The sequence below is a fragment of the Cellulomonas sp. McL0617 genome, assembly GCF_049994875.1.
GTDB lineage: Bacteria > Actinomycetota > Actinomycetes > Actinomycetales > Cellulomonadaceae > Cellulomonas.
On record NZ_CP188256.1, the window covers coordinates 3,965,870 to 3,978,331 of the forward strand.

The 12,462-nt window shown below is 73.4% G+C and carries 9 protein-coding genes; 3 read left to right on the top strand and 6 right to left on the bottom strand.

Translation table 11 applies throughout. The annotated features are described in order from the left end of the window. Positions 1-7 precede the first annotated feature (7 nt). The 4 genes from ACPPVS_RS18280 to ACPPVS_RS18295 form a co-directional block, all read right to left on the bottom strand. Positions 8-2,530: a polynucleotide kinase-phosphatase gene (locus tag ACPPVS_RS18280; protein ID WP_426593663.1), complete on the bottom strand. Its 2,523-nt coding sequence runs from the start codon at positions 2,528-2,530 to the stop codon at positions 8-10. Then, complete coding sequence (locus ACPPVS_RS18285; protein WP_426593664.1) at positions 2,527-3,915, bottom strand: 3' terminal RNA ribose 2'-O-methyltransferase Hen1; 1,389 nt, start codon at positions 3,913-3,915, stop codon at positions 2,527-2,529. The genes ACPPVS_RS18280 and ACPPVS_RS18285 overlap by 4 nt, the downstream gene beginning before the upstream one ends. A gap of 30 nt (positions 3,916-3,945) precedes the next feature. After that, positions 3,946-5,910 (bottom strand): penicillin-binding transpeptidase domain-containing protein, encoded by a 1,965-nt coding sequence (locus ACPPVS_RS18290; protein ID WP_426593665.1) that lies wholly within the window; start codon positions 5,908-5,910, stop codon positions 3,946-3,948. Between the two features lie 202 nt (positions 5,911-6,112). Continuing rightward, on the bottom strand, positions 6,113-7,438 hold the full coding sequence (locus tag ACPPVS_RS18295; RefSeq protein ID WP_426593666.1) for an FAD-binding oxidoreductase: 1,326 nt from the start codon (positions 7,436-7,438) through the stop codon (positions 6,113-6,115). Positions 7,439-7,533: 95 nt separating this feature from the next. Here ACPPVS_RS18295 and ACPPVS_RS18300 point away from each other — a divergent pair, with 95 nt between their 5' ends. The 3 genes from ACPPVS_RS18300 (at position 7,534) to ACPPVS_RS18310 (ending at position 9,997) form a co-directional block, all read left to right on the top strand. Beyond that, a complete protein-coding gene (locus ACPPVS_RS18300) occupies positions 7,534-8,373 on the top strand; it encodes an aldo/keto reductase (protein ID WP_426593668.1) in 840 nt (279 codons plus the stop codon). An 83-nt stretch (positions 8,374-8,456) separates the two neighbouring features. Further along, the gene (locus tag ACPPVS_RS18305) at positions 8,457-8,798 is read left to right on the top strand and encodes a YciI family protein (protein WP_426593669.1); all 342 of its coding nucleotides are present in this window, start codon (positions 8,457-8,459) and stop codon (positions 8,796-8,798) included. Beyond that, a complete protein-coding gene (locus tag ACPPVS_RS18310) occupies positions 8,795-9,997 on the top strand; it encodes an RNA polymerase sigma factor (RefSeq protein WP_426593671.1) in 1,203 nt (400 codons plus the stop codon). The genes ACPPVS_RS18305 and ACPPVS_RS18310 overlap by 4 nt, the downstream gene beginning before the upstream one ends. Here the strand turns inward: ACPPVS_RS18310 and ACPPVS_RS18315 are convergent. Then, entirely contained in the window at positions 9,994-10,635 is a 642-nt protein-coding gene (locus tag ACPPVS_RS18315; protein WP_426593672.1) for a GNAT family N-acetyltransferase, read from the bottom strand. The two genes, ACPPVS_RS18310 and ACPPVS_RS18315, sit on opposite strands and share 4 nt — an antisense overlap. Beyond that, the gene (locus ACPPVS_RS18320; protein WP_426593673.1) at positions 10,632-12,461 is read right to left on the bottom strand and encodes a class I tRNA ligase family protein; all 1,830 of its coding nucleotides are present in this window, start codon (positions 12,459-12,461) and stop codon (positions 10,632-10,634) included. Before ACPPVS_RS18320 ends, ACPPVS_RS18315 begins: the two co-directional genes overlap by 4 nt. Between the last annotated feature and the right edge of the window lies 1 nt (position 12,462).

Consider the following 12,462-nt stretch of genomic DNA (forward strand, 5'->3'; position numbering starts at 1 on the left):
GGTCTCCTCACAGCCGTGGGTCCACCGGTTCGCTCTCCAGGGCCAGCACCGCGAACACCGGCTCGTGCACCCGCCACAGCGGCTCCCCGGCCGCCAACCGGTCCAGCGACTCCAGGCCCAGCGCGTACTCGCGCAGCGCCAGACCTCGCTTCCGGCCGAGCGAGCGCACCGAGAGACGGTCGAGGTGGCGCAGGTAGTCCGGCCCGTAGATGATCCGCAGGTACTCGCGTCCACGCACCTTGAGACCCGGCTGCACCAGCCCCCGGGGTACGTGCACCAGGTTGTCGAACGGCTTGACCACCATCCCCTCGCCGCCCGCAGCCGTGAGCTCCTCCCACCACGCGATCCCGGCCGCGCCGTCGGCCGCATCCACCTCCAGCCGACGCGTGGTGCGCAGCAGTGCCGGATCCGCGGCGACCAGCCGGTCCGCGAGCGCCAGGTGCCAGGCGTGGTCCCGGTGGTTCCACGTGGACCCTTCGGAGGCGAGCACCTGGAACGGCGCGAGCTGCACGCCGTCGAGCCCGTCGGTCGGCCAGACGTACCGGCGGTACGCGTCGCGGTACAGCTCGGCGTCCTCGTGACGAGCACCGGTGCGATCGGCGAGCGCTCCGACCTCGATGCCGCGCGCCGCTGCCAGCGACAGGGCGTCCAGGGCAGCGGGCAGCATCAAGGACGCGGCCGCACCGGTCGCCGCGTACTGCTCGCGCAGCAGCGGGCCGGCCTTGAGCGACCACGGCAGCAGCTCGCCGTCGAGCACGAGCCAGTCCGTGCCCAGCTCGTCCCAGAGCCCGGCAGCGGTCACGGCGGCGCGCAGGCGGCCCAGGAGCTCCTCGGTCAGGGGACGGTCGAAGAACGCGCGCCCGGTCCGCGTCCACACCGAACCGGTCTCGCCCGCCGGTGCGCCGAACCGTCGGGTCGCCGTCTCCTCGTCGCGACACACGAGCAGGCAGGCCCGCGAGCCCATGTGCTTCTCCTCGCAGATCACGTGCGAGACCCCGGCCGCGAGGTACGCCGAGAACGCCTCCGCCGGGTGCTCGAGGATCCCCGGCAGCGACGACGTGGCCACGGGCGCCATGGTCGGCGGGAGGTACGGCACCCAGCGCGGATGCTGGGCGTACCGGCTCATCACCTCCAGGGCGGCTGCGGCGTTCCGCTCGTCGATCGTGATACGCCCGTGGTGCCGGGTCTCCACCGCCCGTCGCCCGAGCACGTCGCGGATGTCCAGCACGTCGCCCGCGCGGGCCGGTCCCACCTGGAACGGCTTGACCGGCTCGTACCAGACGCGCTCGGCCGGAACCTGCACCAGCTCCTTCGTCGGGTAGCGCAGCGCGGTCAGGTGGCCCCCGAACACGCACCCGGTGTCCAGGCACATCGTGTTGTTGGTCCACTGCGGGACCGGCGTCGGCGTGTGCCCGTACAGGACCATCGCCGAGCCGCGGTAGTCGTCGGCCCACGGCAGGCGGACCGGCAGCCCGTACTCGTCGGTCTCGCCGGTGGTGTCGCCATAGAGCGCGAAGCTGCGCACCCGGCCCGAGGTGCGGCCGTGGTACGCCTCCTTGAGCCCGGCGTGCGCGACCACCAGCCGACCGTCGTCGAGCACGAGGTGGCTGACCAGCGCGTCGAGCCAGGCGCGGACCGTCGCGGTCAGCTCGGCCGGTTCCGACGACATCTGCGCGAGCGTCGTCTCCAGCCCGTGGCTCACCGTCACGGACCGACCGTCCAGCGCGCGCACGAGCTTGTTCTCGTGGTTCCCCGGCACCACGAGCGCGTGGCCCGCGGCGTGCATCCCCATCGCCAGGCGCAGGACGCCCGGCGAGTCCGGCCCGCGGTCCACCAGGTCCCCGAGGAACACCACGGTCCGCCCGTCCGGGTGCACCGCGTCGACCGGCCGGCCTTCGGCGTCGCGCACCAGCACGTACCCCAGCAGCCCGAGCAGCGACTCGAGCTCCGACCGGCAGCCGTGCACGTCGCCGATCACGTCGAACGGGCCGTGCAGCCGACGCAGGTCGTTGCGCAGCGGAACCCGGCTCAGCACCGCGGCGTCGACCTCCTCCGGCGTGCGCAGCACGTGCACCTGCCGGAAGCCCTCGCGCTGCAGACCACGGACGGCCCGGTGCACCAGGTCGGCCTGGCGCTTCACCACGCGCGCCGGGAGCATCCGCTCGCCGAGGCCCGCGTTGCGCTCCAGGCACACCCGCTCGGGCAGGTCCAGCACGATCGCGACCGGCAGCACGTCGTGGGCGCGTGCCAGCTCGACCACGTGCTTGCGCGCGTCCCGCTGCGCGTTCGTCGCGTCCACCACGGTCAGGCGTCCCCGCGCCAAGCGCTTGCCGACGATGACCCCGAGCAGCTCGAACGCGTCCTTGGTGGCGTCCTGGTCCGTCTCGTCGTCGCTCACCATGGCACGGCAGAAGTCGCTGGACACCACCTCGTACGGGCCGAACCGCTCGCGCGCGAACGTCGACTTGCCCGACCCGGACGCCCCGACGAGCGCCACCAGCGACAGCTCCGGGATCTCGAGGGCGGTCATGCGGCATCCCGCGCCGTGAAGACGACGAGCTGGGTCGGCGGCCCGACCTCGTCGTCGACCGGACCCACCGGGGCGGTCCGGGACGTGTAGCCGTACTCCGAGCCGACGCGCGACGCCCAGTCCGCCAGATCCGAACGCGTCCACTCGAACCGGTGGTCGGCGTGCCGCAGACCCCCGGCGTGCAGGTGCGGGTAGCGGACGTTGTGCTCCGCGTTCGGGGTGGTCACGACGACGGTTCGCGGCCGCGCCGCTCCGAACACCGTCTGCTCGAGCGCCGGCAGCCGGTCCAGGTCGACGTGCTCGACCACCTCCATGAGCACGATCGCGTCGGCACCGGCGAGACGGTCGTCGCGGTAGGTCACGGACGACTGCAGCAGCGTCAGCCGGGCCCGGACCGAGTCCGGCAGCCGGTCGAGACCGACCGCCGCCCGCTGCAGCGCCGCGACCGACACGTCGGCACCGACCACCCGCGTGAACGTCGGGTCCGCCAGCAGCGCGCGCAGCAGTGCTCCCTCGCCGCACCCGACGTCGACGACCGACCGGGCACCCGAGCGCAGCAGCTCGGCCAGGACGGCGTCGCGACGTTCCGCCGCGAGCGGTCGACCCACATCTGCGACGACTCCGACGGTGCCCGGCCCGGCGTCGGCGACCACCCCGTCCAGCTCGGCCAGCAACGCCACCGCGTCCGCGACGTACTCGCGCCGGTGGGCCAAGGTCCGGCGCAGGATCCAGTCCCGCTCCGGGTGGCCACCGAGCCACTCGCCGGCCGCCCGGACGATCTTGTCGACCTCGTCGGGACCCACGAAGTAGTGCTTGCCGCCGTCGAGCGCCGGCAGCAGGACGTAGAGGTGCCGCAGGGCCTCGGCGACGGTCAGGACGCCGGTCAGCCGGACGTCGCCGTACGGCGCCGGCCCCCACGACGGGACCTCCGGGTCGAGCAGCGGCACGTCCACCTCGACGGACCAGCCGAGCGGCCCGAACAGGCGGGCGACCATGCCCGGCTCCGGGACGGCCGGCACGCGCACCTCGAGCGGCATCACGACGCCCTCGAGGTCCGGTCGCACCGCGCAGGTGCCACTCATCGCCGTGCGGAACACGCGTCCGATCGCCACCGCGAGCAGCGAGCTGGCCGCGTACGGCCGGTCGTTCACGTAGTCGGTCAGCGCCCCGCCGGACCGCCGCCCGCGCACGAGGTCGACCGGGTCGACCTCCACCAGGAGCGCCGCGGTGCAGCGGTCGTCCGACGCCTCCGGGTAGAACACGTGCGCCCGACCCACCGACAGCTCGAACGTCTGCGCGCGGTCGGGGTGCTTGTGCAGCAGGAACCCGAGGTCCGTCGCGGAGGGCACGTTCGGTGTCGAGGTCGAGGTCAGGGTGAGGAGCACCCCGCCATTGTGTCGAGACGCACGAGCTGTTTACCCCTGCGGTTGCGCCGCCCGCAGGAACGACTCGAGCAGCGGGCCCGCCGTGGTCGAGCCGAAGTCGCCGACGTCGACGAACACCGCGACCGCCAGGTCACCCTGGATCGCGATCATCCACACGTGGTTCTGCAGGTTGCCCGCGTCGCCGAACTGCGCGGTTCCCGTCTTGGCGTCCACCTCGCCGCCCGGCACGTCCTGCAGGAACGTGGCGCCGCCCTCGGTGACGACGCTGCGCATGAGCGACTTGAGCGTCGCCGCCTCGTCGGCCGTCAGGGGCACGGCGGGGCGGTCGGCCGGCGTTGCCTGCGCGGTCGGGTCGTCCGTCGCCCTCGGCGTCGCGGTGCCCTCGGGCAGCACGACCAGGCGCGGGACCACGGTCGACCCCTTGGCCACCGACGCCGCCACCGTCGCCATCCCGAGCGGGGAGGCGAGCACGCGGCCCTGCCCGATCATCGAGGCGGCATGGCCGGTCCCGTCGGAGTCGCCCGGCACCGCGCCGAGGAACGCGGGGAACCCGAGGCTCGCGGTCGGGGTGAGCCCGAGCGAGCCGGCCGCGTCGATGAGGGCGTCCTGGGTCGCCGAGTCCCGCGACGAGATGAACGCGGTGTTGCACGAGTTGGCGAACGCCGTGCGCAGAGGGACGCTGCCGAGCTTGCCGGCCGGGTAGCCCGGGAAGTTGTCGAACTCGCGACCGTCGACCGTGACGCTCGTCGGGCACGTGACCGTCGAGTCCGGCGTGAGCCCGGAACGCAGGAGGGCGAGCGTGGTGGCCACCTTGAACGTCGACCCCGGGGCGAACTGGCCGAGCGTCGCCGTCGACATCCCCGCCCCACCCGCGCCGCTGGCCGCGGCCAGGACGTCACCGGTCGAGGGGCGGATGGCGACGATCGCGCTGGCCGGCGTGACGCCCACCAGCACGTTCTCGGCGGCCTGCTGGAGCGTGATGTCGAGCGTGGTCTGCAGTGGCGTGCCCGGGACCGCCGCCTGGTCGAACAGGTCACGGACCGCGGAACCGTCGGTCGACGACGCCTCGATCGTCAGGCCAGGGATCCCGCGCAGCTGTGCGTCGAACTGCCGCTGCAGCCCGGACAGGCCGGTGAGGTCGCCGGCCTTGATGGCACCGTCGGACTGCTGGACGATCTCGGCGGTCGCGTCGCCGACCGTGCCGAGGATCGGCCGCGCGAACGATCGGCTGGGCGCGAGCGGCAGGGAGTCGGCGATGGCACGGACGCCGGCGATCGCGCGCAGCGCGGCCAGGTCGTACGACGGGTCGCCGTCGCGCAGCACGATCGCCTCGACGAACGCCTTCGGTCCAGCGGCCGCGACCTTCGCCGCGTACGCAACGGGATCGATGCCGACCGCCGTGGCGAGCGCCTGCGCGGAGGCGGCCTGCTGAGCGGGGTCCGTGACGTGGGTCTTGTCGACACCGACGCGGTTCACGGGGCGCGGCTCGACGATCGGCGTGCCGCCGGCGCCGAGCACGCCTGCGCGGTCGGCGGGCGTGCGCTTGACCTGCAGCACCTCGGCCGCGGCGAGGTCAGGCGCCAGGAGCGCCGGCGACCAGGCGGCCCGCCAGGTGTCGTCCTTGCCGCGGGTGAGCTTGGCGCGCGTCTGGTAGGTCCAGTCCTTGTCGCTGGCGTCCACGTCCCAGGTGAACTTCAGGACGGCCGTCGCGGAGTCCTTCGCCTTCGGGTCGACCGTGCTGGACTCGACGGCGACGGTCGGCGTCCACGGGTCCAGGCCCTTGTAGGCCGCCGCCCACTGGGTCGCCGCCGTGCTCGCATCCGTCGAGGCCAGCGGCGCGGACCCGAACTTCCCCGACGCCAGCGCCGCGGCGAGCGCCTTGCTGGCGGCCTCCGGACCGGGCGGGTCGGACGTGCACGCCGCGAGCAGCGTCACCCCGACGACCGCAGCGAACGCACCCGCGACACCTCGGCGTGTCCAGCCTTGCAGTGCCATGCCTTGCAGTGCCATGCCTTGCAGTGCCACGCCTCGCACTGCCCTGCCGTGCGGCGCCCTGCCTCGCTCCCCTGCGAACGTCATCCGACCCTCTCGTCATGTGCCTGCGCGTGCGGCGCCGCCACAGCCTGGCAGAGGGTGCCGTGAGCGGGTGAGCCAATTCCGCGGACCGGGACGCCCTGCACGCCGCCTCCCCATGGCCTCAGACCAGGGAGAACACTCCCGCCGGGTCGTACCGGCGCCGGGTCTCGCCGAGTCGGTCGGTCGTCGCCACGCTCCAGCGCGCCGGTCCGGCCCCGGAGAAGTTGGGGTTGAGCTCCTCGGACGCCCACGGCCGCAATGCCCGGAACGCCGACTCGGCCGCCGCGGGGAGCACCGTCTCGAACGCCGCCGGGTCGATGCCGAGCACGCCGAACGTGAACGCGGCACCGCGACCCGCGACCGCCGAGCCGCCCGGCACGTCGCGACCCGTCGCGCCGGCGACGTGCCGCAGCTCGACGGACAGAAAAGGGTGGTCGACCGCCGGACCCCCGTGCGCGAGGACGGTGGTCGCCAGCTGGTCGTCGGACCGCGACAGCATCAGGCCGCGCACCCAGCTCGGGGCGGGGTCGGTCGGGTCGTTGTGGATCCGTTCGGCCTGCGCCACCGGCAGGACGCCGAGCCCGTCGAGGAGCACGGGGGCCAGCCCGCGCAACGGTTCCGCGACGAGCGCCCCGGTGCGCGCATCGCCCGGGCGCGCGAACCGCAGCGACAGGGCGGTGCGTCCGCGCAGCGGCGCCGGGACCGCGTCGAACGGGGGGAACCGGACGATCGCCGCGCTGGTGGTGGTGACCTCGTCCGCGACCTGCGTCCACGCGAGCCACTCGCGCAGCACCGTCGGCACGTGGTCGGTGTCGAAGAACAGCGACCCGGCGTACAGCTCGGGCACCGAGACGAGCCGCAGGCGGACCTGGGTCACCACGCCGAGCCCGGCGCGGCCTCCCCGGAGCGCCCAGAAGAGGTCCGGGTGCTCGCCGGCGCTCGCCTCGACCACCTCCCCCGTCCCGGTCACGACGGTCAGCGACTCGATCTGGTCCGAGCTGAACCCGTGGCTGCGCGCGAGCGGCCCGAGGCCCCCACCCAGCAGGTACCCGACCACGCCGACGTGCGTGGACGACCCGGCGACGGGTGTCAGCCCCGCCGCGTCGGCCGCGGGCACGACGTCCGTCCAGGCCGAGCCGGCGCCGATCGTCGCGGTCCGGCTGTCCGGGTCCACGCGCACGCCCGTGATCCGACGGGTGGTGACGATGACGCCGCAGGCGACCGGGGTCCGGGCGCCGTGACCCGTGGCCAGCACGGTCAGCGGGAGACCCTGCATCCCGGCCCAGCGGACGGCCTCGACGACGTCCTGCGTGCTCGTGGCTCCGACGACGAGCTCGGGCGTGTGCACGACCGCCCGGTTGTGGGCGAGGACCTCGTCGGCGAACCCCTCCTCGCCCGGCCACAGGACGGGACCGAGCACGCGAGCGGACAGTGGGTGGCTCAGCATCCTTCGACCTTCCCACCGCCCACCGGCAGGCGCCCGTCGTCCGGTCCGTGGGATTCGAGCGGCACCCCGTGCACGTGGGATGTCGAATGGACGACATGACCACCGTTCCACGACTCACGCTCAACAACGGCGCCGAGATCCCGCAGCTGGGCTTCGGCGTCTTCCAGATCCCGCCGGAGGAGACGAAGGACGCGGTCCTGCAGGCGTTCGACGTGGGCTACCGGCACATCGACACGGCCCAGAGCTACCGCAACGAGCAGGGGGTCGGCGAGGCGCTGGCCGAGTCCGGGCTGGACCGTGGGGACGTGTTCGTCACCACCAAGCTGAACAACGCGGCGCACGCCCCGGACGCCGCGCTCGAGGCGTTCGAACGGTCCTTGGACCGCCTGGGCACCGACCACGTGGACCTGTTCCTGATCCACTGGCCGCTGGCCATGCTCAGCAACTTCGTCGACACCTGGAAGGCGCTCGAGGACATCTACGGCTCGGGCCGGGCCAAGGCGATCGGCGTCTCCAACTTCCAGCCGGCGCACCTGCGACGCCTGGAGGCCGAGACCACGATCGTGCCCGCCGTGAACCAGATCGAGGTCCACCCCTACCTGACGCAGGGCGAGCTGACGCAGTACGGCCGCGAGCACGGGATCGCCGTCGAGGCGTGGTCGCCGATCGCGCAGGGCAAGGTGCTGGACGACCCGACGATCGAGCGGGTAGCGCGCACCCACGGCCGGTCGCCCGCCCAGGTCACGCTGCGCTGGCACGTGCAGCGGGGTCACGTCGTGTTCCCCAAGTCTGTGACCCGCGCCCGCGTCCAGGAGAACTTCGAGCTGTTCGACTTCGCGCTCAGCGACGAGGACCTGGCCGACATCGACGGCCTGAACCGGGACGAACGCACCGGCCCGAACCCCGACACGTTCGACCGGATCCCGCCGGCGTAGGTCTGTCGATCGAGCCGTTCCCCGTTCGTACGGAGGGTGAGACGCTGGCCGACGGCCGGCGACGTGACCCCGAGGAGGACACCATGAGCCACTACCTGCTGAGCGTGATCGAGCCCGACGGCCCGATGCCCGGACCCGAGTTCCTGGACCCGATCATGCGAGCGGTCGGTGTGGTCGACCAGGACATGCGGGACGCCGGGGTCTGGGTGTTCGCCGGCGGCCTGCACAACCCGAGCACGGCGACCGTGCTGCGCTCGAAGGACGGCGAGGTGCTCACCACCGACGGCCCCTACGTCGAGGGCAAGGAGCACCTCGGCGGCTTCACCATCGTCGACGTCGACGACCTGGACGAGGCGATGTCGTGGGGCGGCAAGCTGGCCGTGGCCACGACGCTGCCCATCGAGGTGCGACCGTTCCGCGAGTGAGGATCTCCGACGACGAGATCGCGGCCGTGTTCCGCACGGAGCACGGCCGCGCCGTCGCGGTGCTGGCCCGGTCCTTCGGGTCGCTGGACGTCGCCGAGGAGGCGGTCCAGGACGCGTTCGTCGCAGCCGTAGAGCACTGGCCGGCCGAGGGCCTGCCGCCGAGCCCGGCCGGCTGGATCGTCACCACGGCGCGGCGCAAGGCCATCGACCGGCTGCGGCGGGAGGCGTCGCGTCACGACCGGCACGCCCAGGCCGCGCTGCTGTTCGCCCAGGAGCACGTGGAGGTGGGTCCGGTGCGTGACGACCAGCTCCGCCTCCTGTTCACCTGCTGCCACCCGGCGCTCTCGCCGGAGGCGCAGGTGGCGCTGACGCTGCGGATGGTCGGCGGCCTGAGCACCGAGGAGATCGCGCACGCGTTCCTCGTGCCCGTGCCGACGATGCAGCAGCGGCTCGTGCGGGCGAAGGGCAAGATCCGGGACGCGCGCATCCCCTACCGCGTGCCGTCCGACCCCGACCTGCCCGACCGGCTCCGCGCCGTGCTCGCGGTGGTGTACCTCGTCTTCACCGAGGGCCACCACGCCTCCAGCGGACCGTCGCTGGTGCGCGACGACCTGTGCACCGAGGCCGTCCGGCTGGGTCGGCTGCTGGTCGAGCTCATGCCCGACGAGCCCGAGGCCGCCGGCCTGCTCGCGCTGATGCTCCTGGTCGACGCGCGGCGCGCCGCCCGGCCCACCCTCGTCCTGCTCGCCGACCAGGACCGTGCCCTGTGGGACCGGGCGATGATCGCCGAGGGTCTGGGGCTCGTCCGCGAGTCCCTGCGCCGCAACCAGCCGGGTCCGTACCAGCTGCAGGCCGCCATCCAGGCCGTGCACGCGTCGGCCCCGACGGCCGCGGAGACGCCGTGGTGGCAGGTGGTGGCGCTCTACGACCAGCTGCTCGCGGTCGCGCCCAGCCCGGTCGTCGCGCTGAACCGGGCGGTCGCGGTCGCGGAGGTCGACGGACCCGCCGCGGGCCTCGCCCTCGTCGACGACCTGCCGTTGGACAGGTTCGCGCTCTTCCACGCCGTGCGCGCCGACTTCCTGCGGAGGCTGTCCCGTCGCGACGAGGCCGCCGCGGAGTACGCCCGTGCGTCCTCGCTCACCGAGAACGCCGCCGAACGCGCGTTCCTCGACTCCCGTCGCGACGCCCTGACCGCCTAGGACCCGAGCCGGGCCACCAGGCCGGCGCGGACCCCGAACCACTCCGCCGCGACGATCGAGAAGTACGCCGTGTCGCGCACCGTCCCGTCGGTCGCCATCGTGTGCGCCCGCCGGACACCCTCGAAGCTGCCGCCCACCCGCTCGATCGCGGCCCGCGACGCCGCGTTGCGCGCATCCGTCTTGAGGGTCACGCGCAGCACCCGCCAGACCTCGAACGCGTGCGTGAGGAGCAGGAGCTTGGTCTCGGTGTTGACCGCGGTCCGCTGCGCGCTCGCCGCGTACCAGGTGCTCCCGATCTCGGCGACGGACGGCGGCCGCTCGTCGGTCGGTTCGATGCCGGGCACGCCCGGGGGCCACGGCGACGGCGCCGTGAACACGTCGAGGTCCAGGAAGCGCGTGCTGCCGACGATCGCGTCGTCGATGAGCCGGCGCACCGCGAACGGCACGGACCGCGGCTGGTCGAGCCCGCCACGCACGTAGGACTCGGCGTCGCCCCGCCCGTCCGGCACCCACGTGTACACGAAGCTCCCGCGCTCTCCGGCTCCGGCCGCAGCGAGCGCGTCCACGTGGTCGAGGGTCAGGGGCTCGAGCCGCACGTGGCGACCCTCCAGGGCGAACGGTGTCATCACGGGGCTCATCGTTCCTCACCGCCACCCGGATCCGTCACGACATTCACCAGACGGGGCGGACGCGCGACCGTGCGGCTCACCGTGCGCGAGCCGATCGCGCGCGCGACCGCGGGTCGGGCCACGGCCCACGCCACCAGCTCGTCCGCGGTGACCGTCGTCGGCACCTCGAGGCGGTCGCGGACCTTGCCGTCGACCTGGACGACGGCCTCCACGGTCTCGTCGACCAGCATCGCCGTGTCCACCACGGGCCACCTCGCCGATGCGACCGACGGCTCGTGGCCGAGCGCCTCCCACATCTCCTCGGCGGTGTACGGCGCAACCAGGCTCAGCAGGACGGCGACCACCTCGACGGCCTCCCGAGCGTCCGAGCCCCGGTCGATCGCCCGGCGAGCCGCCGAGACGAGCTTCATCACGCGTGCCACCACCACGTTGAACCGTGACGCCTCCAGCAGCTCCTCGCAGTCGTGCACCGTCCGATGCGTCGTGCGCCGCAGGGCCTCGTCGGCCGGCCCGGGCCGCACGTCCCGCGCCAGCCGCAGCGCCCGCGCCAGGAACCGCCGCATCCTGGCCGGCGACAGGTCGGCCCAGTCGATGTCGTCCTCGGGCGGTCCGGCGAAGACCATGGTCAGGCGGACCGCGTCGACCCCGTACCGGTCCAGCTGCTCGCCCAGGGCCACGCCGTTGCCCAGCGACTTGCTCATCGCCTTGCCGCCGTTGAGCACCTGCCCCTGGTTCAGCAGCGACGCGAACGGCTCGACGGCGTCCACCAGCCCGGCGTCGTGCAGGACCTTGGTGACGAACCGGCTGTACAGCAGGTGCAGGATCGCGTGCTCGACGCCGCCGACGTACCGGGTGGCGGGCATCCAGCGCCGCACGTCCTCGACGTCGAACGGGACGTCCTCGCGACCGGGTGAGCAGTAGCGCAGGAAGTACCAGGACGAGTCGACGAAGGTGTCCAGGGTGTCGGTCTCGCGCCGGGCCGGACCGCCGCAGCGCGGGCACGGCACCGGCGCGACGGGCTCGCCCCAGGGCAGCAGCACCGGCAGCTGGTCGAGCGGCACCGGGACCTCGCCGCAGCCCGGGCAGTGCACGATCGGGATCGGGGTACCCCAGGACCGCTGCCGCGAGACCAGCCAGTCGTGCAACCGGTAGGTGGTCGAGCCGTCGTCGCCGGTGGAGCGCCCGATCCAGTTCCGCTGCATGGTCAGCACGTGCTCGGGCCACACACCCTCCAGCGACGCCATGTCGTCGACCAGCCGGTCCGCGTAGTCCGTGATCCGCAGGTACCACTGGGTCAGCTCGCGCGCCTCGACGGCCGACCCGCACCGCTCGCACCGGCCGTCCACCACCTGCTCGTTGGCCAGCACCGTGGCGTCCTGCGCGCACCAGTTCACGACGCCCGGGGCGCGGTAGGCCAGCCCGCGTTCGTGCATGGTGAGGAACAACCACTGGGTCCAGCGCAGGTACTCGGGGTCGGACGTGTGCAGCCGCCGCGACCAGTCGAACGAGACGCCGTACCGGCGCAGCGACCGCGCCTGCGTCTCGATGTTGTCGTAGGTGAACGTCGCCGGGTGCTCACCGCGCTTGCGGGCGGCGTTCTCCGCGGGCAGCCCGAACGAGTCCCACCCGATCGGGAACAGCACGTCGAACCCCTTCAGCCGCCAGTAGCGGGCGACCACGTCGGCCAGCGCGAACACCTCGGCATGGCCCATGTGCAGGTCGCCCGACGGGTACGGGAACATCGTCAGCAGGTACCGCCGGGGTCTGCTGCCGTCGTCCTCGGCCTCGAACAACCGCTCCCAGGTGGCTTGCCATCTGCTCTCGATCTCGTGCACG